Raw genomic sequence first — 23,915 nt, forward strand, 5'->3', positions numbered from 1 at the left:
GGCTTGTTCATCCAATCCTAACGATATGGGTCAATAGACGATAGACATGTGGTCCGGACGGTTTTCAGGTCTTTACCTTCGTGAGGCTTGGCGGCGTGTACTTCGTCGCGCAGCACTTCTGCGCCTGCGGTTATTTCGCCATACCGTCCATGCTCCGGAGCGCCTGATCGTGGCGCCCACCGATCTGCGCGCCGTCGATCCGCATGTTGCAGAGGAAATTCTCACCGGTCGATTTCCGCTTGCTGGCCGGATGCTTGAAACCGGCGGCAAATCGCCTTTCACATTCAGCCTTCCATCGCGTTCGTTCGCGTTGAGGCTTCATGGCTTCGGCTGGCTGCGCCATATGCGTGCCAAGAAGAGCGATCTTCACTCGAACGTTGCGCGTGCCATCGTCAACAGTTGGCTTTCCATCCATGGTGGAAGAATCGAAGGAATCGCATGGGAGATAGACGTTACCGCACAGCGCGTGATCGCCTGGCTTTCCCATTCGCCCGTCGTTCTGCAGAATGCGGATCGCGGCTTCTATCGCCGGTTTCTGCGCTCGCTTGCATTCCAGGTGCGCTTCCTGCGTCGCATGGCGAAATATGCTCCTGCGGGTGAAACGCGCTTCCGGCTGCGCGTTGCGCTCGCCATGGCTTCGATTGCGATGCCGGCGCGCGCAAGCGTGCTTCGAAAGGCGGCCGAGGCGCTCGATCTGGAGTTCGATAGCCAGATTCTCCCCGATGGCGGTCACATCTCCCGCAATCCGCGCGTGGGGCTTGAGCTGCTGCTGGACCTGCTTCCGCTGAGGCAGACCTATATCAACCTCGGGCACGATCTGCCGCAGAAGCTGATTTCGGGCATTGATCGCATGTATCCCGCCCTGCGGTTTTTCAGACACCAGGACGGCGACCTTGCCTTGTTCAACGGCGCCACGTCGACGCTGGCGACCGAGCTCGTCTCGTTGCTCCGGTATGACGAAACAGCAGGCGACCCGTTCAAGGCGTTGCCTCACTCGCGCTATCAGAGACTTGCTGCGGGGCGAACTGTCGTTATCGCCGATACGGGATTGCCTCCTTCCGGCACGCTATCGCGAACAGCCCATGCGGGCTGCCTGTCGTTTGAGATGTCATCGGGCCGGCATCGGTTCATCGTCAATTCCGGTTCCCCGAAGTTTGCCGGGTCGCGCTATGTGGAGATTGCTCGCACGACCGCTGCGCATACGACCGTCACGTTGAACGATACCTCGTCGAGCCGCTTTTCGGCTTCGGACTTTTTGTCCCGTATGATCATCGAGGCGATAAAGACAGTCGCCGTCGATCGCGCGGTGACCGATGACGGACGGGACGTTATCAGGGCTAGTCACGACGGCTATGTTAAGGCTTTTGGCGCCTTGCATGAGCGAGAGCTGACGTTGAACGCGACCGGCTCGATTATGACCGGCTGCGACCGCCTTGTTGTTTCTGAGGAACGCAAGAGCGATGAGGAATTGCGCGCGGTCGCACGGTTTCATGCGCATCCTTCGATCAACCTGAAACAGATGGACCGCGAGTCGGTATTGATGACGGCGCCCGACGGTGAAAGCTGGCTGTTTTCCTCGCCTGGAAATAGCGTTCAGATTTCGGAGGATGTCTTCTTTGCCGACGCCTCCGGGATCTGTGGCTCGGATCAGATGGAAATCAGCTTCTCCTACCCGGAACGACCGGAAATACGCTGGTTTTTGTCCCGCAGGAGCTAGTGACTGTTTCCGCCGGCTAAAAGCTGTGCTAACGCGGCGCCATAGTCCGTGCACCTCGCCGGATGTCTCCAGAAGACCGAACGGAGAAGCCTCATGGCCGTTGTTTCCAAGAAAATTCCCGCCCCTGACAAGGTTGAAGTGAAGACCGCTTTGCTGTCGGTGTCCGACAAAACCGGGATCGTCGACCTCGCGAGAGCGCTCGCCGAAAAGGGCGTTCGGCTGCTGTCGACTGGCGGCACGCACAAGGCCATCGCGGCGGCGGGACTGGCGGTCACCGATGTTTCCGACGTCACTGGCTTTCCGGAGATCATGGACGGTCGCGTCAAGACGCTGCATCCGAAGGTCCATGGTGGTCTGCTGGCAATCCGCGACGATGCCGAACACCAGGAAGCAATGAAAGCGCATGGCATCGAGGGCATCGATCTCGCCGTCATCAATCTCTATCCGTTCGAAGATGTGCGCGCAGCCGGCGGAGACTACCCGACGACAGTCGAAAACATCGACATTGGCGGCCCGGCGATGATCCGCGCATCGGCGAAGAACCACGCCTACGTCGCGATCCTCACCGATCCGGCCGATTATCCCGAGCTCTTGGCGCAGCTCTCGTCGGATGCCGCCCAGACGACTTATGCTTTCCGCCAGAGGCTGGCGGCGAAAGCCTTTGCCCGTACCGCCGCCTACGATACGATGATCTCCAACTGGTTTGCCGATGCCCTCGCTATCGACACGCCGCGCCATCGTGTGATCGGCGGCGCTTTGAAGGAAGAAATGCGCTACGGCGAAAATCCTCACCAGAAGGCCGCCTTCTACCTGACCGGCGAGCAGCGTCCCGGCGTGTCGACGGCAGCGCTTCTTCAGGGAAAGCAGCTCTCCTACAACAACATCAACGATACCGACGCGGCCTATGAACTCGTCGCCGAGTTCCTGCCCGAAAAGTCGGCCGCCTGCGCCATCATCAAGCACGCCAATCCGTGTGGTGTCGCGACCGGTTTAAACCTTCTCGACGCTTACAAGCGCGCACTCGCATGCGATTCCGTTTCGGCTTTCGGAGGGATCATCGCCCTCAATCAAACCCTGGATGCGGAAACGGCGGAAGAAATCATCAAGCTCTTCACCGAAGTCATCATCGCTCCCGATGTGACTGACGAGGCAAAGGCGATCGTCGCGCGCAAGGCCAATCTACGTCTTCTCGTGGCTGGGGGCCTTCCCGATCCGCGCTCTGCCGGATTGACGGCAAAGACGGTGTCTGGGGGTCTACTCGTTCAGAGCCGCGACAACGGCATGGTCGAAGACCTGGAACTCAAGGTCGTCACCAAGCGCGCGCCGACGGCACAGGAGCTTGAAGACATGAAGTTTGCCTTCAAGGTGGCCAAGCATGTCAAGTCGAACGCCGTCGTCTACGCCAAGGATGGCCAGACCGCCGGCATCGGAGCCGGTCAGATGAGCCGTGTCGACTCCGCCCGTATCGCCGGTCTGAAGGCCGAGGAAGCCGCAAGGGCTCTCGGTCTCGCGGTGCCGCTCACTTCCGGCTCGGCCGTCGCTTCCGAAGCGTTTCTTCCGTTTGCGGACGGCCTTTTGTCGATGATCGCGGCGGGCGCAACTTCCGTCATTCAGCCGGGTGGCTCGATGCGCGATCAGGAAGTGATCGACGCTGCCAACGAACACAATGTCGCGATGGTCTTCACCGGCATGCGCCATTTCCGCCACTGAACGAAAATGGATGCCGCTACGCCCTGTCCGCTGGATAGGGCGTACGGATCAATAAAATAAGTCCGCCGGCGAGGAACAGCACGAGTGTTGCCATGCCGAGGCGTGACGAGCCGGTCATGTAAGTGACGACTGAAAAGAAAAGCGTCGCCATAAAGCTCGTGGCGCGGCCAGACAGGGCATAGATACCGAAATAGCGGCCCGCTTCGCCCGGGCTGACGCTCCTTGCCAGATAAGATCGCGAGGAGGCCTGAACGGGACCAAAGGCGAGGCCGATCAGCAGGCCGTAAGCGATGTAGGCTTTTTCCGCAGCGGTTCCAAACAGCCCGCCGGTGTCGGCGGACGGCAACTCCAGCAATCCGAAGAATGTATAGCCGGGTCCGGTCGATACGATGCCGGCTGTCGCGATCAGCAGCATTGTGAGGCTGATGACGACCGTCGCCTTCGAGCCGATGCGCGCGTCCACGCGACTGGCAATCAGGCAGCCGAAAATCGCAACAACGTTGAGGATGATGCCGTATATGCCGATTTCGATGGTGGCCCAACCGAACATGGCCGCCGCAAACGCACCTCCGAGGATCAGCAGTCCATTGACGCCGTCCTGATAGATCATCCGAGCGAGGAGAAAGCGGAGGATAGCACGACGTGTCTTCAACTCTGCGAGGGTCTTTTTGACCTCGCCAAGGCCGGAGCGAACCGCAGCCGCAAACGGCAGGCCGCGCTTTGCATCGGGCGTGAAGAAGAACATCGGCAGGATGAAGACGAGATACCAGATGGCGGAGATCGGCCCGGTGACACGGGCGTCTTCGCCCGTATGCGGATCCAAGCCAAACAGTGGATCGAGGCCCAGGATCGTCCTTCCGGTTTCCGGGCTGGCGGCAAGCAGTGCCACCACGGCGATCAGCACGATCATCCCACCGAGATAGCCAAGGCCCCAGGCGGTATTCGACAGCTTTCCGACCTCGTCCCTGCTGACAAGACGCGGCATCATTGAGTCGTTGAAGACGATCGAGAACTCAGCGGCGATCGACGCCAGAATCATGAAGATCATCGGGTAGATCACGGGGGAACCCGGCGCCGCAAACCACAGGCCGCAGAGGCTCGCGATCTTGATCACGGCGAAGAAGCCGATCCACGGCTTTCTTGCCCCGGACTGGTCAGCGATCGAACCGAGAATCGGAGACAGGATGGCGATGATCACCGAGGAGATCGTCGCCATATTGCTCCACATGGTCTGGGCAGAAACCGGATCTTCCGTCAGCCGCGACACGAAGTACGGGCCGAAGATAAAGGTAGTGACCACCGTGAAAAACGGTTGGGCCGCCCAGTCGAAGAGCATCCAGCCCCAGATGCCCTTGCGCGAGGCCCTTGCAGGCTGAGTTCCCGTCCAGTCGATGCGATTCACCGGTCCGCTCCTGATTTCGGAGCGGACTGTCTCACCTCGTCCCGTCTCGTGCAAGATCGGTCAGCAACCCGGCTGCAACGGTTATGCGAGCAAGGTTGGGATCGCCGCTATCGCTCAGGCCGGATAGCTCTTCGGCGATACGGTTTATCCGTATCCTGTCGTTTCCATGCCACGCCTGAACCGGAAGTTTTTCCCGTCCGTGGTTGGACAACGCGGACGTGACGATATCGCGTCTTGCGCTGGCGATCTGGTCGAGGCTGCGCGCGAGTGCCAGGCTCTCGTAGTGGTCGGAGGTGACAATGCGGCCCCCTGCCGCAAGCAGCCTGCCGACGCGGAACGTCTGGCTGACGGCGAAGTAGCTTTCGGCGGCGCGAACCAGCGGTTCGCCGGTGCGTTCGGCGATCTGCATGATTTCAGGCACGAGAGCAAAGCCCAGCAGATGCGAGATTTCAGCAGCAAGCTTATCCGGCACACCGGCATTGCGATACTCGCTCTGGCGTGCTTCGAGTTCAGGCACCACCTGGCTGGCAAAGATCGGCTGGAGCTTCTTGAGCGCGATCCGCAACCGTTCAATGGTTTCGGCGATGTCGCCCTTGGCCATCTGCATCTTAAGCAGAAGCCGGGTCAGCACGGTGAATATATGGCTGATTTCCTCATAGATCCGGTTTTGCATCTGTCCCGAAATCTTGCCATCCAGCGCGTCGGTTTCGGCCCAGAGCCGTCCAAGGTCAAAACCGTCACGGGCGATGATCGCGGCGCGAACGACTTCCGGCGCCGCCGCCGCTGTCGCGTCCATCATGCTGACGGTAAAGCCCGGCCCGCCGCGGTTGATTGCTTCATTGGCCAGGACGGTGGCGATGATCTCGCGTTTCAGTCGGTGTCCGGTGATATCGGAAGCGTTCGTCTTGCGCATCTTTGCGGGAAAATATTGCGACAGCGTTGCCGAAAAATACGGATCGTCGGGCAAGTCGCTTGCGGCCAGGGCGTCGAAGAGGACGATCTTGGCGTAGGAGAGAAGCACACCGATCTCAGGTCGCGTCAACGGCTTGTCTGCCGCATAGCGCTCGACCATCGTGGGGTCGTCAGGCAGCATCTCCACTTTGCGATTGAGCTGTTTGCTGGTTTCGAGGACGTTCATAAACCGGGCGAGTTCAAGACCGTTTCTCGTCCCCTTGCGCTCCGTCAGCGATATTGCCAGGGACTGCAGGTAGTTGTTGCGCAGCACAAGTGCCGCCACTTCATCGGTCATCGAAGACAGCAGCTGATCGCGTTTCGCCCGGGTCAACCTGCCGTCATGCATGGCGGCCGCAAGCGCGATCTTGATGTTCACCTCGACGTCCGACGTATTGACGCCGGCAGAGTTGTCGATCGCATCCGAATTGCAGCGTCCGCCTTTCAGCCCATAGGCGATGCGGCCCCTTTGAGTGACGCCGAGGTTTGCGCCCTCGCCGATTACTTTGGCACGAACGTCGTCGGCGCTGACGCGTATCGAATCGTTGGCGCGGTCCCCAACGTCGGTGTCGGTTTCGGAGGCAGCCTTCACATAGGTCCCGATGCCGCCGAACCACAACAGGTCCACCGGGCTCTTCAGGATCGCCGTCATGACTTCAAAGGGCGTCGCTACCGTCCTGTCGATACCGATAGCAGCCGCGGCTTCCGGCGTCAGGGTCACCGACTTGGCGGATCGCGAGATGATCATCGCACCTTTCGAGAGGACGCTCCTGTCGAAATCCTGCCAACTCGATCGCGCAAGGTTGAAGAGGCGTCGCCGTTCGGCGAGCGTCTTGCCGATATCCGGATCAGGATCGATCAAGATGTCGCGGTGGTCGAAGGCTGCGAGGAGCCTGATCGCTGGCGACAACAGCATGCCATTGCCGAAAACATCACCCGACATGTCACCGACGCCGGCGACGGTGAAGGGCGTCGTCTGGATATCGATGTCCATCTCGCGGAAATGCCGCTTTACCGTCTCCCACGCGCCGCGGGCGGTGATGCCCATCTTCTTGTGATCGTATCCCGCCGAACCGCCGGACGCGAAAGCGTCGTCGAGCCAGAAGCCGGCTTCCTGGGCGAGAGCGTTGGCGGTATCGGAGAAGGTGGCTGTCCCCTTGTCCGCCGCGACGACGAAATAAGGGTCGTCGCCGTCGAGCCGCACGGTGTCTTCCGGCAGCACGATATCTGCGCCGGAGATGTTGTCGGTGATCGACAGGAGCGTCCGGATATAGGTCTTGTAGGCTTCGCGACCTGCGTTGAAAACCTCGTCGCGATTGCCGCCAATCGGAAGCTTCTTCGGATAGAAACCGCCTTTGGCACCGACCGGCACGATCACCGCATTCTTGACCTGTTGGGCTTTGACCAGCCCGAGCACTTCGGTGCGGTAATCTTCGGCACGATCCGACCAGCGAAGGCCGCCGCGCGCGACCTTGCCGAAGCGCAGATGGACGCCCTCCACCTCGGCGCCGTAGACGAACATTTCGCGGAATGGCCGAGGAGCAGGCAGGCCGTCGATCATGTTCGGATCGAGCTTGAAGGCGAGCATCGCCTTGGGCGTGCCGTCCTGGTTTCGCTGGAAGTAGTTCGTCCTCAGCGTTGCATCGACGACGTTGACGTATCGGCGCAGGATTCGGTCGTCGTCAAGGCTTGGAACATCCAAAAGCGCCGTCTCGATCTTGTCGTGAAGCTCTGCAGCCTTCCTGATCCGTGCCTTCTCAGGAAGTTTGGGATCAAGCCCATCGTGGAAGAGGCGAAAGATCAGTGCGGCGATCGCTGGATACTTGTCCAGAGTGGTTGCGATGTAGTCTTGCGAGTAAGCGATGCCTGCCTGCCGGAGGTAGCGGGCATAGGCGCGCAGGACACTTGTCTCGCGTGCCGAAAGGCCCGCCGAAATGATCAGGCGGTTGAAATTGTCGTTGTCGATGATCCCGCTGAACGCCGACAGGAAGGCTTCTTCCAGGGCAGCGGCGTGGCGTTCCAGATCGATCTGGCCGCCACCCCTCGCCTCAAGCTCCATGTCGTGCAGAACCACCAGCTTTTCGGAGCCGTCGGCGAGCGTCACATTGATGTCGAAGGTGCCCTCGGAGATGACGTTGAAGCCGAGATTCTCCAGCAACGGCACGCGCCGGGAGAGTGCAAGCTGGTCGGCCGCATGAAAGATCTTCAGGCACAGCAGCTGCTGATCGTCCTTGCTGCGCATATAGAAGGCGATGCGGATCTGTTCGCCGGCGGCGCAGGCGGAAATGTCATCGAGATCGCCAAAGGTCTCTTCGGGAGAGAAAAGATCCTGAAAGGCATGACTGACCAGGATCCGCGGCGCCTTTGGTCCTGCTAGTGCCTCGAAGCGGTCGTCCCACCGCGCGGTGATGGCGCGGATTGCTTCTTCCAGTCTTGCCTGGGGCACACGCGGTGTCTTGCCTCCGGAGCGGCCGATGATGAAGTGGACGCGTGCGACGCTGCCTTCCGGGAAGGCCGGATAATAGGCCGACACGCGGCCATCATAGATCGTCTTCAGATAAGCGCCGATCTTCTCGCGCACGATGGAATCGTACTCCTCGCGCGGGACATAGACGATAACAGACACGAACCGATCGAAGTGATCGATACGCGGCAGGACCCGCACCCGCGGCCTATCGGTGAGATCGTTGATCTGCTCGGCGAAGCTTGCGAGCAACGTCGTATCGATTTGAAAGAGATCGTCTCGCGGATAGGATTCCAGCGTGTTGTCCAACATGCGGCCGGAATGGCTCATCGGATCGAAGCCGAAATGATCTTTGACCTTTTCGATCTTCGAGCGAAGCAGAGGCACGTCGCTGGCCAATGAGGTGTAGGCGGTCGAGGTAAAAAGACCGACGATGCGCAGTTCGCCGGTCACGTTGCCGTCGGCGTCGAAGCGCTTCACTCCGACGTAGTCCATGTAGGCGCGACGATGAACCACCGACTTGACGTTGGCTTTGGTGACGATAAGGAAGTCGGGACCATCGAGGAAGGCAAGGATTTCAGGCGTCGTGGTAACGGCATCCTTGCCGGTGCGAAGGACCAGCACATCCGGGTTGGAGAGGATGCCGAGGCCTGTGCCCTTGTCGCGCTCGACTTTGGCGCTGGAGCCCTTGCCCGAGTAAACATACTCTCGCATTCCGAGGAATGTGAAATTGGCGTCGCGAAGCCAGGTCAAAAAGGCGATCGCCTCGTCCCGTTCTGCCTTTCGGCGGCCGGCGTTTCGCGATGACAGCTCGTCGATCGCGGTGCCGAGCTTTTCCAGCATCGGCTTCCAATCGGAGACCGCCTGCTGAACATGTTCGAGAACCGTCTCGACGCGCTTGATGAGGTCGGCTGACTGCGCTGCCGTCAGCGGCGCCAGATGCAGCTGGATGTGGCTGACCCGGTTTACCGGTGCGCCCGGCAAATCCGCGGTGTAAAGCTCAGGTGCCCTACCCTGCGTCATCACGAGGATCGGGTGAACGGCCATATAAAGGTCGCGATAGCTGCTGGTGACCTCACCCATGACGGATTCGTAGAGGAAGGGCATATTATGGTCGGTCACGGAGAGGATAGACACGGCGACGCCGTTCGGCTCGACATGGGCGACGGTCTTTATGCTTACACGCGGCGTCTTGCCGGTCCAGGCGGCAAGCTCATGCGCGCAATGGACGGCAGAAAGCGCAAGCATTTCCGACGTATAGAGTTCCAGATCGTCGCCGCTGGCGCGTCCGAACAAAATTTCCGGATCGAGGTAGCCTTCTCCGGTCGCCGCCGCGATCTTGCTCGCGCTTTCGATCTGTTTTTCCCGTCTCGGATTATTTCGAGCAGCCATTGCAGATGTTCCCTCATTCGCTTGCTTTTCGGCAGGTTAGCAGAAGATTCGGCGTAAAAATCGCTAAAAGAAGGTCGGCGTAGATAGTTTTCGTGCGTTTTTGCGCTGTCAGGCATCGAATTTGAAAATCCTGGTGCTTCCCCGCACGACCGATTGTTCCCGCGGGAACTCTGCGCATGTTCTCATGAAGGACGGTTGACAGCTGAGCAGCAAAAGGAGGATCAACGCTAGGTACAATTGGATCGGAACATATGCCGCAAAACGCAGCTGGAACAGTGATTGTCATATCGAGCCATGTGGTGCGAGGTTCGGTCGGAAACCGCGCGGCAGTCTTTGCACTGGAGACCCTTGGGCATCAGGTTTGGGCGCTGCCCACGATCGTGTTGCCGTGGCATCCCGGACATGGCCGATCGACGCGGCTAACGTTTGCCGAAGCCGATTTCGATGCCGCGATCGACGATCTTATCCGTGCGCCATGGATCGGCGAAGTGAAGGCCGTTCTTTCCGGCTATTTCGGCAATGGCGCACAGGCGCGTTCCGTGAGCCGCCTGGTCACTGCCTTGCGCCAGCAGAATCCTGAACTCTTCTATGTCTGCGATCCCGTCATGGGCGATCTCGGCGGCCTTTATGTGCCGGAGGCGACTGCCGAGGCGATCCGCGACCATCTGATCCCTTTGGCATCGCTGGCAACGCCCAACCGTTATGAGCTCTCGTGGCTTTCAGGGGCGCCGCTGGATAGCAATGCCTCGATCATGGACGCGGCGCTGTCGCTTGGCCCGTCCCGCATGCTGGTGACCTCTGCCGTGCCGATGATGGCCGGCGGCACCGGCAATCTCTATCTTTCCGGGCGCCACGCATTGCTTGCCGAACATCGGGTCATCGACAATCCGCCGAATGGCCTTGGCGACCTCCTGGCCGCCCTATTTCTTTCGCGGTTGCTCTCAGGCATGGAAGATGAAAAGGCGCTGCAGCTTGCCACGGCCAGTGTCTATGAGGTGCTTGCCCGGGCGGTCAAACGCGGCAGCGATGAATTGACGCTGGCAAGCGATGCGTCGAGCCTCTCCACTCCGATGGCGATGGTGCAGATGCGGCGCCTTATGCACCCGGCCCAAAGGCGCAGAAGCTAGCCCCCGTATTTCTGCCCAGTCATTCTGCCCAGTCATTCTGCTGCGTGATGGTTGATCTTGTCCGTCTCACGCTGTAATCGAAGAGTATGCAGCGTTTTCCAAATTCCCTTCTGGACGGTTATCGCAACTTCATGAGCGGGCGCTACGTCGATGCCCGGGATCGATATAGGACGCTCGCCGAAAACGGTCAGAATCCGAGTACTCTGGTGATTGCCTGTTCCGACTCGCGTGCGGCGCCCGAGCTTATTTTCGATGCCGGGCCGGGCGAGCTTTTCGTCATCCGCAATGTTGCCAACATGGTGCCGCCCTATGAGCCGGACGGACATTTCCATTCGACCTCCGCGGCGCTGGAATTCGCCGTCCAGGTATTGAAGGTTTCGGACATCGTCGTCATGGGACATGGCCGCTGCGGTGGTATTCGCGCTGCGCTTGACCCCAATGCCGAGCCGCTGTCGCCCGGGGATTTCATTGGCCGCTGGATGTCGCTGGTCAGGCCGGCGGCCGAACAGATCCAGAGCAACGATGTCATGACGCCAGCCGAGCGGCAGACAGCCCTCGAGCGTGTTTCGATTAGGAACTCGATCGATAATCTCAGGACATTTCCCGACATCAAGGCGCTGGAAGACGCCGGCTCGATCCATCTTCATGGTTCCTGGTTCGATATATCGACAGGCGAGCTCTGGGTCATGGATGCAGAGACGCGCGATTTCATTCGCCCCGAGATCTGAGCAGAATGAAAGCGCCGACGTTGCGGTCGGCGCTCTGCGAACAGGGTTTTATCCGCCTCAGTTTGCGTCGATCTGCTGACCGATATAGGCGATCGCCTGCTGGTAGACAGTCGCGGCGTTCCAGCCGGCAATGGCCGCAAAGTTCGGTTCGCCAGGCTGATAGCCGGCGCCAGCCTGCCAGCCGTGACCCCTGAGGAAGTTTGCGGTCGAGGCGAGTGCATCGGCACGCGAGCCAACCATGTCGACGCGGCCATCACCGTCGCCATCGGCACCGAAGCGAACGACGTTTCGAGGCAGAAACTGCGTCTGGCCGATTTCGCCGTGTGCAGCGCCGCGTGCCTGCGGATTGAGGTAACCTTCCGACACCAGCTGCAGGGCAGCGTATAGCTGATCGGTGAAGTAGTCGGATCGGCGGCAGTCATAGGCAAGTGTCGATACGGCTGACAGCGTATGCTGATTGCCCATATAGCTGCCGAAACCGGTCTCCATGCCCCAGATCGCGATCAGCGGGCCGGCGGGAACGCCGTACTTGCGTTCGATAGAGGCAAAAAGCGCCGCATTGGCACGCTTCATGTTCCTGCCGCGCGAGATGATTGCCGCGCCTCCGCGCTTTTGCATGAACGCATCGAAGGAGAGCTTGAAGCTCTTCTGGCCGCGGTCAGCTGAAATCGTCGGACGATTGTAACTGACGTTTGCAAAGGCTCGATCGAGGACAGAACGGCTTACACCACTTGCCGCGGCTTCCTGCTTGAATGCATCAACCCAGGCATCGAAGCCGGCGCCGGTGTTGCCGCACTGGGCTCCTTGAGCCGCCGCCGGGACTGCGTGAAGAATGGAAGCCGCCGCAGCTGCCGCCAGCAAAAATCGTGTCATGCGCATGGAGATACCCCGATCCCGATCTACCTAGCCTTGAACCGGGTTGAAACCCGTTATCGGCGATATTGTCATGCTTATCCTTTTGGCAAGCGCGGGACGCCAAATTGGCAACCCGCGCCCAGAATAAGCCAGAGCTTCATAAGCGGGCTTAGCAAGCCATGGTTAAGAATTCGTTCAGGCAGCCTGCTTGCGCGGCTTCAAGAGGCCACGATTGATGAGCAACTCGGCGATCTGGATCGCGTTGAGTGCTGCACCCTTGCGCAGGTTGTCCGAGACAACCCAAATGTTGAGGCCGTTCTCGACCGTTGCGTCTTCGCGAATTCGCGAAATGAAGGTCGCATCTTCACCCGCAGATTCGTAGGGCGTCATATACCCGCCGTTCTCGTGCTTGTCGATGACGAGGCAACCGGGCGCTTCGCGCAGGATATCGCGTGCCTGATCCGCAGTAATCTCGTTTTCGAACTCGATGTTGACCGACTCCGAATGGCCGATGAAGACCGGTACGCGCACGGCCGTGCAGGTGACCTTGATCTTGGGGTCCAGCATCTTCTTGGTTTCTGCCAGAACCTTCCATTCTTCCTTCGTGTAGCCGTCTTCCATGAAGCTATCGATATGCGGAATGACGTTGAAGGCGATGCGCTTGGTGAACTTCTTGTTTTCGATCGGATCGGCGACGAAGACCGCGCGCGTCTGGTTGAAGAGCTCGTCCATGCCATCCTTACCGGCGCCGGAAACGGACTGGTAGGTCGAGACGACGACGCGCTTGATCTTCGCGAAGTCGTGCAGCGGCTTCAGAGCCACGACGAGCTGGGCGGTCGAGCAATTCGGATTGGCGATGATGTTGCGCTTGGTGAACTGGGTAATGGCATCCGGATTCACTTCCGGCACGATCAAGGGAACGTCCTGATCATAGCGCCACGCGGAAGAATTATCGATGACGACACAGCCCTGCGCGCCGATCTTCGGAGACCACTTCTTGGAAATCTCGCCGCCGGCCGACATCAGGCAGATATCGGTGTCCGAAAAATCATAGTTTTCGAGATTGACGACCTTCAGCGTCTTGTCGCCGAAGGAGACCTCAGTGCCCTGCGAGCGCGCAGAGGCGAGCGCTACGACTTCATCGGCAGGAAAACCGCGCTCGGCGAGAATGTTGAGCATTTCACGGCCCACATTTCCGGTCGCTCCCGCAACTGCAACTTTAAAACCCATTTCTCAAGCTCTCTTTCTCATCTCTCCTCTTGTCCGGTGAGGGGGGAAAGGCGCGACACAATCGCGGCTTCCTGTCCCCAGCCGGGCCGGGGAGAGAGCGGCAGGCCAGAGACGTCAGACGGTTTTCGTCGTCGTTTTGGCCTTGGTTTTGGAAGAAACCGGAACGGCAATATCCATCCCGGCACTCAGTGCCCGGTCATTGCATGCAGCAATGGCGTGTTCATCGCGAACCATGGATATTCCTTTTCCAAAGCTGCTCATAAAAGGTTTTCCACAGGAGTCAAGGTTTTTGCTTTTGACGCGGGCCGGGATGGCGCTGCCGCCAGCGCCATCGCCCGGCTCATTTGCGGTCCATGCCGCGTCTGCGATCAGCGCGCACGGGTACTGCCCGCATTGACCCCAGCAGGAGCTGCTTGGCGCCGACGTGCCCGAGTTTGCGCTTGCGTTCGAGGTGATAGGCATATGCGAACTGCACGACGATGCCGAGCACGACAAAGATCGGTCCGACGATCTGATCGCGATTGTTGATGTAAAGCACGACCTGGCCGACCATCGCCAGGATCGTACCGGCGACGAAGATATTGAGCGAATGGCGGCCAAGAATGGCCAGCGGGTGGTCCTGCGGGCGGCGCAGCAGCCGCGAGATTGCTCCGATGTTCAGGACGATGTAAGTGAGCGCCAGGACGTGCAGCAGCCGCGGAAGCGATAAAAATGTCTTGTCAAATCCCGTCATTACCGGCGGCAGGCCGAGCGAAGCGAGTGCATTTCCAAAATCCCACAATTGTCCAAGAACCCAGACGAAGGACAACATCACGTAGCCTACGGCCAGGATCATGAGAGCCGGGTGTTGCGGCAGCCTGCCACCGCCACGCACATGCATCATCCCCACGATGCCGATCGCGAAGAGAAACTGCCAGGACAGCGGGTTGAGAAACCAATAGCCCTCGATCAGCATGTTGTGAGGGGCAATTTCGAAGACGCCTGCAAGCAGCCACACCGAACCCGACACGGCCAAGGCGAGAAACGGGCTCCTTGCGTTGAGGAGCAGGATGATTGGCACCATCAACATCAGTGCGCCATACATCGGCAGGATGTTGTTGTAACCGATCTGGTGTCCAAGAAGCAGCAGCGAGGGAATTCCCGCCTTCAGGTTGGTCAGTACGGCGAGAATATTGATCTCGCACAAAAGCCCCGGCCTATGGAAGATCCATGCGCCGGTCAAAAACAGCGCGAGCGTCATAAAGGTCGTGATCATGTGGGCGAGGTAAAGAGTGAAGGCGCGCCTTGCCGCCTTCTTTGTGGTTTGCAACCATTCGCCCGGCTGAAAACGCGCGCCGTAGGCGAGACCTACGGCGATGCCCGAGATCAGCACGAAGGCCTCGGCCGCATCTGAGAAGCCGAAGTTCTTGGTCGTCAGGTTTTCGAATATCTGCCCGGGGACGTGATTGATGAAGATCGTGATCAACGCCAGTCCGCGCAAGACGTCCAATCGCGTGTCGCGTTTCGATGCCGTGGCGGTCGCAAAACTGCGTCCGGCGCCGAAGGTTTTCTCGGGCGTTGCTGGCATTGACTTCTCCTGCTTTCCGTTTTTCAAACGCAGTTGCGGCCAAAAGGTTTCCCCTTTGGCCGCAACGAATCGCCGGATGGTTAGCGTGGAAAAGTGCTGTTATCCGACCGGATATCCCTCATCGGGATCGGTGACTTCGCGTCCGTTTATGGTGAGATCGTAGCCTCTCGGATGGGACGATTTTGAGACCGAAATGAGGTATTTAGCCCCCACATGCTCGATCTCTGCGGAGAAGCCTTCCCACGTGCTTGGAAGTGCCGGACGTACATGCAGGCGTCCGTTTTTCAAGCGAATGCCGAGGATGCCTTCAACGGCTGCGCGGTAAAGCCACCCCGCCGAGCCTGTATACCAGGTCCAGCCGCCGCGGCCGGTCAGCGCGCCCTCGCCATAGACGTCGGCGGCGATGATATACGGCTCCACACGATAGCGTTCGGCCGATTTCTGGTCGCGGGCATGGCTGATGGGGTTCAGCAGATCGAAGCATCGCATCGCATCGTCGCCGCGGTTCAGCTCAGCAAGCGCCATCACGACCCAAGTTGCCGCATGGGTGTACTGGCCGCCGTTTTCACGAACACCAGGGGGATAGGCCTTGATGTATCCTGGATCCTTGGCCGAGTTGGCAAACGGCGGCGTGAACAGCCGGATGATCCGTGCGTCCCGGTCGACAAGCTTTTCCAGGACCGAGTCCATTGCCTTTGCAGAGTGAGTGGGATCACCCTCGCCAGAAAGGACACTCCAGGACTGCGCGATCGAGTCGATCTGGCATTCAAGGCTTTCCTTCGAGCCGAGCAGGCTGCCGTCATCGAATGTTCCTCGACGATAGTATGAGCCATCCCAGGCCGCGGTTTCGAGAGCCGCTTTCAGTTCACCGAGATGTTTCGTCCACCGTTCGACGCGGGCCGTGTCGCCGCGCTCTTCGGCGTAGGCGCTGAACGAGCGCAGGGCGCCGGCGAGGAACCAGCCGAGCCAGACACTGGTACCCTTGCCGCCGATTCCGACACGGTTCATGCCGTCGTTCCAGTCGCCGCCGAGGAACAGCGGAAGACCGTTGGCACCCTTGCGGGCGATCGCCAGATCGAGCGCCACGGCGGCATGCTCGTAGACGCTGACCTTGTCTTCGGACACTTCCGGCCGATAAAACGAGTCGTGCTGACCCTCAAGAAGCGCCGGTCCTTCGATGAAGGCCAGTTGCTCGTCCAGTACGCTCTTGTCGCCCGTAACCGTGCAGTAGTGATGGACGGCATAGGCGAGCCACACAACGTCGTCGGAGATCAGCGTGCGAACGCCCGCACCTGTTCCGGGCAGCCACCAGTGTTGGACATCGCCCTCACGGAACTGGCGCGATGCGGCATTGAGGATCTGCGTGCGGGCAATCGACGGCTCATGCAGCACGAAGGCCAGAGTGTCCTGCAGCTGGTCACGGAAGCCGAAAGCGCCGCTTGCCTGGTAGAATGCGGTGCGCGCCATGATGCGGCAGCCGAGGCTCTGATAGGGCAGCCAGGTGTTGATCAGGTTGTTCATGGCCTGATCGGGCGTGGAAATCTGCACCTTACCGGTGAAGCCCTGCCAGAAGGCGCGGTTTGCCTGCACCACATCGTCGAACCGGGTCTTTCGGATATCGGCGATCAGTGCACGCGCTTCTTCCTTCGTTGCAGTGTCACCGAGATAGAGGAACACATCGCGTTCCTCGCCAGCCGCGATTTCTATATCGATCGCCAGCGCTGCTGCCGGATCGCCATCCAGTTCGGTGGTGCCGGACAGTTTGGCAGCCGCATTCAATGCTATCGGCGATTGGATCGTGCCTGTCTTGCCGATGAACTCCCGGCGGCTTGCCGTGAAACTCGATAGCGCCTCGCTGGCGGCGAAGAAGGCGACCCGACCGGAGTAGTCAATGCTGTAGTTGTTGCTCGCGAACAGGGCACCGGTCTCGTCGTCGAGCTCAGAAAGGATGAACGGCGCGGTCTTCTGCGCATTGTTGCCGAGGATCCACTCGAGATAGCCGTAAAGGCGCAGCTTGCGAGGCTTCGCTGCGGTGTTGCGCAGCCGCAGCCGTTGCAGCTTCACCGGCCGTTCGCGGTCCACCGTCTGCGTCAACTCAAGGGTCACATCGTTCTGGACGCTCGAGAAGACCGAATAGCCCAAGCCGTGCCGAGCCTCAAACCTGATGTCAGTCTGGCGCGAAAGGGAGGCAAAGGGCGTCATCACCACGCCGTTGTCGCGATCGACCACGTAGATTGCCTCGCCCGGACGGTTGATCACCGCGTCGTTCGACCAAGGTGTCAGCTGATAATCGCGCGAATTCGTGCTCCAGGTGAAGCCGGCACCTTCAGCCGAGACGTGAAAGCCGAATTTTTCGTTCGAGATCACGTTGATCCACGGCTGCGGTGTGGAATGACCGCCGGGAATGCGCACGACATACTCGCGTCCATCGCCGGAAAAGCCGCCGATACCGTTCCAGAAGTTGAGGTCGCCCTCCTCCTCGATGACAAGCATTGGGACGGCGGGAGCGACTGCGGGGACCACGCGCTTGGTCCGCGTCTTCGCGCTGTCAGCTTGCTCGAGCTCTAGTTGCTCTTCCTTCGTGGGAGCAAAAAGCGCGGCGGCTCGGTTGATCTGATCGATGATCTTGCCGTTCTTTGCATGGAAGGTGGCGCGCGAGGCAGCGATCAAGGCATGGTAGGTTGCCTCTTCCATCAAATCCTTGCGGACCGTGAAGATGTGCTGACGCAAGCCATCGGCCTGACCCAGGCGGCGCACGTTCTCTGCCATCTGGTCGACCGCATGCTGCATGTCCTGCGCGTAGGAGGACGCCCGCTCGTTCATGATGACGAGATCCGCCGTGACGCCGCGCGAACGCAGGTATTCCTGCGCAAGCAGCGCTTCGCGAGCGATGTCGAGATCCATGTCGTCGTTGATGCGCAGCGTGAAGATCGGGAAGTCGCCTGAAATCGCCAGCGGCCAGAGAGACGACTGGGATTGCATACCGGCCTCCACCGCGGCCGCATCCGCACGCAGATACATATCCGGGTAGACCAGGTGGCGACCGAGATGCTGGAACGCGGCTGCCTGCTGCGACGTGACACCGACATGGCGCATCTGAACTTGCGTACGGGTCCAGGCTTGAACGAGTTCATGGTTGAACGCATCGGCATGGCGATAACGGTCAACGGCCTGGTCGACCTCGTTGCGACTTGGAGCAGCGATCGTCCAGAAGATAACGCTGACCTTCTTGCCGGCCGGCACACGCACGGTGCGGCGAAGCGACAGGACGGGATCGAGCGTGAAGCCGTCCGTGCCGGAGAGCGTGGCACCGGCATCGAAGGCGGCGGCGTTGGCAAGGCTGCGGCCGCGGCCCAGGAACTTGCGCCGGTCGGTTTCGAACTCCGTGTGACGCGTGGTGCCGGCATTGTCGACGATCAGGTGGGCGACCGCCATATTCGGTTCATTCGGATCTCGCTTGTTGCGCTCGACGCGAATGACGTCGCCGCGCTTGCCGATTTCCGTTTTCACGAACATTCGGGCAAAGGCGGGATGCGCGTTGTCGGTGTCGTCGGAGGCGAGTACGGGCTCTAAATAGGAGGTCACCTCGATGAAGCGGTCTTCGGTGCCGGCGTTGATCAGCGTGAGGCGGCGGCCTTCGGCATCGTGCTCGGTTGCGACGATGCATTCGACCTCGCTGGTCAGATCACCGACGGTCTTGGTGAATTCGGCTTTTTCGTCGGCAAAGAGAACCTTGACGCGTTCACCCTCGACGCTTTTCGGCTCTGCCGTCGTCGACCACCATTCGTTGGTGGCTGTATCGCGCAGGAAGATGAAGGTACCCCAGCGATCCTCGGTGGGATCGGCCTTCCAACGCGATACGGACAGGCTGTTCCAGCGCGAATAACCAGCGCCGGTTGCGGTCAGCATCATCGAATAGTGACCGTTGGACAGGAAGACGAGTTCGCGATCGCGCGACGCCGGATCGTAGATCTTGCGCAGTTCAGGTCGCAGGAGGTCGTCCTGGATGCTGGCGGGGGTGTCGGACTCGTGCTTGCCGCTCATGACGGGGATGTCGCGCGGCGCCTTTTCCTGCAGCAACAGTTCGGCTGCTTCGATCACGGGATCGGAGTGGAAGAGTTCGCGCAGGTGGCCGTTGAAGGCGACGTTGGCGACGGCGGCGATCGACATGCCGTGATGGTGGGCATAGTAGTTGTGCACGACAGCGCAGGTCTTGCCTTCCGGCACGCGCGTCGGCGTGAAGTCGACGGCATCGTGGAAACCAAACTTGCCAAGCGCCCCAAGCTTGCGCAGGCGTTCAAGGTTTTCGATCGCTGCCGGCGGATTGTACTGGCTGGCGAGGATCGATGCGTAAGGTGCGATGACGGCATTGTGGCCAAGGCCGCGCTTGAGGCCGAGCGTCGGGACCCCGAAGTTGGTGTACTGGTAGTTGAGGTTGTGGTCACGGGCGTTGAACGCGGMTTCCGAGATGCCCCACGGGATACCCAGCTTGCGGGCGTAGTTCATCTGCTCGACCACGACCAGATTGTTGGTCTGGTTGAGGATGCCTCCACCGCGCTCCTGCATGACGAGAGGCGGCATCAGGTATTCGAACATCGAGCCGGACCAGGACACCAGCGCACCGCGCGAGCCCACCGGCACGACCTGGCGTCCGAGGCGATACCAGTGTTCCGTCGGCAGGTCGCCCTTGGCTATGCCGAAAAGGCTGGTGAGGCGGCATTCGGAGGCGAGAAGGTCGTAGCAGGCCTGGTCGAGCTCACCGCTTTCCACGCGATAGCCGATCGACAGCAGGCGCCGTTCCGGTCGGAACAAGAAGCCGAAGTCCATCGAGAAGGCAAGATCGCGTGCCTTGTCGCGAAGCGCGATCAGGCGGGGACGCAGAGGATCGATGTTGGAGAGGTCGAAGGTGCTGTCGGAAATGTGGGCTTCGCAGACCTTCACCAGCGATTCCGCCCAGCGGGTCACTTCGCCGCTCAGCGCCGACTTCACCTCGTGATCGAGGTTGGCCGCAAGCTTTTGAATGTCACGTGCAAGAACCGAGAGGTTGATGATGCGGATCGAGGCGAACTCATGCTCCCGCTTGACTGCTGCCAGGGCGTTCTGGAAGCCGATGATGCGTTCTTCCAGGCGGCGGCGCAGCGGGCGCACGGTCTTGCGATCGTCGGGCAGTTCGGCAAGCACTTCCGCAAGGATGCCGGCGGTGTCGCCGACGCCGTCGAGGTTGCCCTGCATGTGGGCCGAGGGTGCTTCCGCCCAGTTGCGGCAGGCAGACGAAATCGCGATCAAGTGGCCGGCGAGGTTGCCGCTGTCGACGGCGGACACATAGCGCGGTCCGAGCGTCTGAAGCGTATCGGTGTGGTACCAGTTGAACAGATGGCCGCGGAACTTCTCCATCTTGTCGATCGTGGCGATCGTCTGCTCCAGCCGTTCGATGGTTTCTTCGAACGAGAACCAGCCGAACTGCCGGCCGGACACGACGGACAAAAGGTACACGCCGATATTCGTCGGCGAGGTGCGCGCTGCGACGATGACATGGGGCGTTTCCTGGACGTTGTCCGGCGGCAGGTAGTTCTGCTCGGCGGTGGTGAACGTCTCGAAATAGCGCCATGTCCGGCGAGCGATCTTACGGAGCTCGTTGGAAACGGAATCGGCGACTTCCAGCCGGTCTTCCGTCTCTGCCGACTGGCTGACGTAGTAGGCGACGAGCGGCGAGAGGATCCACAGAATGGTAAAGGGAATGCCGACCAGGAAGGCCTTGTCGCCGGAGAGCACCGCGAAGCCGAGGGCCAGCAGCGCCAAAACCGGTGCGTGCCACATTGCCTTGTAGTAGGAGACAATCGTTCCCTGTCTGCCGGCCTGAACGCTTGCCGCCGTGCGCCATTGCAGCATCAGCTTGTGGCTGACGAAGAGACGATAGAGAGAACGGCCGATCGCATCGGCCATCATGCAGGCTGAGTCGGCGATGAAGACGATCCGCAGCGCCACCTGCGCGTTGGCTGCGCGAATATCGGACCACACGGTGTAGAGATGAGCGCGCGCCACGATATCGCTGGTGCGCGGAATGATGCCGTTGATGAGCGACAGGGTCGGAGCGACGAACAGGCAGAAAATCAGCAGAATCTGCCAGACGAGCGCGCCGAGCGGGTCCATGAAATACCAGCCGAGCACGGAGGCGAAGAACCAGGCGATCGGTGTCAGCGACCGGCGCAGATTGTCGAACATCTTCCAGCGGCCAAGGGCTGTGACCCCGTACTTCGCCTTGAACATGTAGGGCAGAAGCTGCCAGTCGCCGCGCGCCCAGCGATGCTGGCGCGAGGTTTCGACTTCGTAGCGGGTCGGAAAATCCTCGACGAGTTCCAGATCCGTCACAAGCGCGCAGCGCGCCATGGACCCTTCGAGAAGGTCGTGGCTGAGGACCGAGTTTTCCTCGATGCGACCCTTCAGAGACGTCTCGAAGGCGTCGACGTGATAGAGGCCCTTGCCGGTGAAGGTCCCCTCGCCGGCGAGGTCCTGATAGACGTCGGATACGGTAAAGACGTAGGGATCGAGGCCGCGGTTGATGGAAAACACGCGCTGGAAGACGGACGCATCCTTGCCTGTCGTAAGCGACGGCGTCACGCGCGGCTGCAATACGCCATAGCCGCTTTCGACGCGGCCGGTTTCCGGATTGATGACCGGGCGGTTGATCGGATGGTAGAGCTTGCCGACAAGCTTCGTGACGGTATCGCGCATCAGGCGGGTGTCTGCATCGAGTGTCATGACATACTGCACATCGGCAGGCACGACATTTGCTCCCGGCAGGTAGGTCGTGTCGCGGTCGCCACGCAGCAGCAAGTTCAGTTCATGCAGCTTGCCGCGCTTGCGTTCCCAGCCCATCCAGGCGCCTTCGGCCGGATTGTACAGTCGGCGGCGATGCAGAAGGTAGAAGCGGGTCTTGCCGTCATAGGCATACCGCGCAGACAGGTTTGCGACTTCGCGGCGGGCGTAGTCCAGGACCTCGAGGTCGGCAGACGTCTCTTCGACCTGGCTGTCGGGCCAGTCGCTGAGCAGCGCGAAGTAGATTTCGCCCCGTGGGTTTGCGAGATAATGCACTTCAAGATTGCGGACCAGCTCATCGACGCTGTCACGGTTCGAAATCAGGCAGGGAACGACAAGCAGCGTGCGGGCGTCTTCGGGAATCCCTTCCTTGAATTCGTAACCCACCAGCCGCGCCGGCGTGACGAAGAACGAGAGGACCGTATTGAAAAGTCCGGTTGCCCCTTCGGACGCGGGCAGCGAGAACATGGCCAGCAGCAGGATGATTTCCGCCGGTGCCATGCCGGCGTCCGCCATGAAGCGACCGACGATAAACATGGCAAGGACGGTGATCAGAAGAACCGGCACGGCGATCGACAGCCAGTTGAACTTGCGCACCGTGCGGACGAAATGCTGCGTCAATGTTGGGCTGTAGTTGGACCGCGCCTCGAGCATGGGCCTCTGCATCCCGGTGAGGAATCCGCCGACGTTGGGTTCGTGCGGCTGCTCCTCGCCGGAAGCCCTGGCTTCATCGGTCATGTCGAGGGCTAGCTGCGCGATCTCCATTTCGGTCATCGTGGAGCGCTTGGCGAGCTTCTCGATCTGCTTGCGATACTTGTTGCGTGAGCCGGAATCGAGAATGCCGTAGTCGGAATGCTCCCAAAGCAGCTTGTCGACATGGCTGACCTGCTCGACCCAGACCGACCATTCCGTATCATCGATCTCGCGCAGGCTGCGGATGATGTTGCCCATGGTGACGTTGCCGGACGACAGGCGGCTGTGCTCTGCCATCGTCGTCTCTTCGGTGTCGCGACCGAGGGCCTCCAATCGCTCATCCAGCCACGCGATGGCGACGCTTGATGCCTGCGATCCATCGCGCATCCGGTAGAGAAACTGTGTCGAGAAGGTGTTGTCTTCCGCAAGCGGCTCCAGGGTCCTCAGATATTCGGCGGCCTTGGCCGGGTCGGTCAGCCGGACAAGCTCATCGGCGGCCTCATTGGCACGGCGTCGCATGCGGCGGCTACGTTCGACGCGAATTGAGATACGGCGCAGATTTTCGACCAGCACATAGCGCACCAGCGACGGCAGCGCCCAGAGTTCGCCAATCCGCAGCGTCTCCAGTTCCTGAAAGCCATCGACGAGTGCCGTCAGGCTTTCCTGTGAGATGGTGCTGTGCGTGTGCGCCACATAGAGCCAGGCGAGCGCCAGCGTTCGCGGAATCTGCGCGCCGCCGACATTGATCGTTGGCAATTCGCGATAAAAGCGCGTTGGGAAGTCGCGTCGGATTTCCTGGATCGCCTCTTCGACAATATAGTGATTGTCGAGGAGCCATTCGGCGGCCGGCGTGATTGTTTCACCGGATTCCACGTCCGCTGCGGTCGTTCGATAGACCCGCAGGATTTCTTTCTCGTTCTCCTTGTGCCGCGCGAAGAAGTCGAAAGGCGCAAAAGCTGGCAGCGAAGCCACCCCGCCACTGGCAACGGATGCACCCATCGCCTTGATGTCTTCGATGGACATGTAGGCCGAGCGGATTGAATCGTTATGATCGATCTGCTTCGTTTCGGACTCGCGGGACGGGCTCGGAGAGGTGCTTGAAATAGACATGGGTTCGGTTCTGGATCCAAACGAAGTTATGGTAATTAAGGTTGCCTTTTGCACTGCCAAATATGACTGCCGCATGAACGCGCCGGGCTTTATCAAAAGCGACCGGACACGCTGCCAACGCCAATCAACAGACAATACGAAACGATTTAGACG

Annotated in this window: 11 protein-coding genes; 4 read left to right on the plus strand and 7 right to left on the minus strand. The window is 60.1% G+C overall.

All coding sequences use genetic code 11. The features are described from left to right. Positions 1 to 46: 46 nt before the first annotated feature. Both AC1DMK_RS21715 and purH read left to right on the plus strand, forming a co-directional pair. Entirely contained in the window at positions 47 to 1,717 is a 1,671-nt protein-coding gene (locus AC1DMK_RS21715; RefSeq protein ID WP_477861888.1) for a heparinase II/III family protein, read from the plus strand. 93 nt (positions 1,718 to 1,810) lie between these two features. After that, the gene (purH, locus tag AC1DMK_RS21720; RefSeq protein ID WP_477861890.1) at positions 1,811 to 3,427 is read left to right on the plus strand and encodes a bifunctional phosphoribosylaminoimidazolecarboxamide formyltransferase/IMP cyclohydrolase; all 1,617 of its coding nucleotides are present in this window, start codon (positions 1,811 to 1,813) and stop codon (positions 3,425 to 3,427) included. 16 nt (positions 3,428 to 3,443) lie between these two features. Here purH and AC1DMK_RS21725 read toward each other — a convergent pair whose 3' ends face one another. Both AC1DMK_RS21725 and AC1DMK_RS21730 read right to left on the minus strand, forming a co-directional pair. Beyond that, entirely contained in the window at positions 3,444 to 4,829 is a 1,386-nt protein-coding gene (locus AC1DMK_RS21725; RefSeq protein WP_477861891.1) for an MFS transporter, read from the minus strand. A gap of 31 nt (positions 4,830 to 4,860) precedes the next feature. Then, a complete protein-coding gene (locus AC1DMK_RS21730) occupies positions 4,861 to 9,636 on the minus strand; it encodes an NAD-glutamate dehydrogenase (RefSeq protein WP_477861893.1) in 4,776 nt (1,591 codons plus the stop codon). A 251-nt stretch (positions 9,637 to 9,887) separates the two neighbouring features. On the opposite strand from AC1DMK_RS21730, the gene pdxY reads away from it, so the two are divergent. After that, positions 9,888 to 10,763, plus strand: a complete 876-nt coding sequence (pdxY, locus tag AC1DMK_RS21735) for a pyridoxal kinase PdxY (RefSeq protein WP_477861895.1) — start codon at positions 9,888 to 9,890, stop codon at positions 10,761 to 10,763. Between the two features lie 86 nt (positions 10,764 to 10,849). Next, positions 10,850 to 11,491 carry a carbonic anhydrase gene (locus AC1DMK_RS21740; RefSeq protein ID WP_037064641.1) on the plus strand — a complete coding sequence of 214 codons (642 nt, stop codon included), beginning with the start codon at positions 10,850 to 10,852 and terminating at the stop codon, positions 11,489 to 11,491. A gap of 57 nt (positions 11,492 to 11,548) precedes the next feature. On the opposite strand, the gene AC1DMK_RS21745 is transcribed toward AC1DMK_RS21740, so the two are convergent. The 5 genes from AC1DMK_RS21745 to AC1DMK_RS21765 form a co-directional block, all read right to left on the minus strand. Then, positions 11,549 to 12,370 carry a lytic murein transglycosylase gene (locus AC1DMK_RS21745; RefSeq protein WP_477861896.1) on the minus strand — a complete coding sequence of 274 codons (822 nt, stop codon included), beginning with the start codon at positions 12,368 to 12,370 and terminating at the stop codon, positions 11,549 to 11,551. 171 nt (positions 12,371 to 12,541) lie between these two features. Beyond that, positions 12,542 to 13,576 carry an aspartate-semialdehyde dehydrogenase gene (locus tag AC1DMK_RS21750; RefSeq protein ID WP_477861898.1) on the minus strand — a complete coding sequence of 345 codons (1,035 nt, stop codon included), beginning with the start codon at positions 13,574 to 13,576 and terminating at the stop codon, positions 12,542 to 12,544. A gap of 114 nt (positions 13,577 to 13,690) precedes the next feature. Beyond that, positions 13,691 to 13,888 (minus strand): hypothetical protein, encoded by a 198-nt coding sequence (locus tag AC1DMK_RS21755; protein WP_477861946.1) that lies wholly within the window; start codon positions 13,886 to 13,888, stop codon positions 13,691 to 13,693. A gap of 28 nt (positions 13,889 to 13,916) precedes the next feature. Continuing rightward, the gene (locus AC1DMK_RS21760; RefSeq protein WP_477861900.1) at positions 13,917 to 15,143 is read right to left on the minus strand and encodes an OpgC family protein; all 1,227 of its coding nucleotides are present in this window, start codon (positions 15,141 to 15,143) and stop codon (positions 13,917 to 13,919) included. A gap of 99 nt (positions 15,144 to 15,242) precedes the next feature. Continuing rightward, the gene (locus AC1DMK_RS21765; RefSeq protein ID WP_477861902.1) at positions 15,243 to 23,762 is read right to left on the minus strand and encodes a glycoside hydrolase family 94 protein; all 8,520 of its coding nucleotides are present in this window, start codon (positions 23,760 to 23,762) and stop codon (positions 15,243 to 15,245) included. Positions 23,763 to 23,915 lie beyond the last annotated feature (153 nt).

This window comes from Rhizobium sp. 05L419 (assembly GCF_056397845.1).

Bases quoted from the DNA above. Each gene is read 5' to 3' on its own strand.
- AC1DMK_RS21715 (WP_477861888.1), top strand. From the start codon at position 47: ATGTGGTCCGGACGGTTTTCAGGTCTTTACCTTCGTGAGGCTTGGCGG.
- purH (WP_477861890.1), top strand. From the start codon at position 1,811: ATGGCCGTTGTTTCCAAGAAAATTCCCGCCCCTGACAAGGTTGAAGTG.
- AC1DMK_RS21730 (WP_477861893.1), bottom strand. From the start codon at position 9,636: ATGGCTGCTCGAAATAATCCGAGACGGGAAAAACAGATCGAAAGCGCG.
- pdxY (WP_477861895.1), top strand. From the start codon at position 9,888: ATGCCGCAAAACGCAGCTGGAACAGTGATTGTCATATCGAGCCATGTG.
- AC1DMK_RS21740 (WP_037064641.1), top strand. From the start codon at position 10,850: ATGCAGCGTTTTCCAAATTCCCTTCTGGACGGTTATCGCAACTTCATG.
- AC1DMK_RS21745 (WP_477861896.1), bottom strand. From the start codon at position 12,370: ATGCGCATGACACGATTTTTGCTGGCGGCAGCTGCGGCGGCTTCCATT.
- AC1DMK_RS21750 (WP_477861898.1), bottom strand. From the start codon at position 13,576: ATGGGTTTTAAAGTTGCAGTTGCGGGAGCGACCGGAAATGTGGGCCGT.
- AC1DMK_RS21760 (WP_477861900.1), bottom strand. From the start codon at position 15,143: ATGCCAGCAACGCCCGAGAAAACCTTCGGCGCCGGACGCAGTTTTGCG.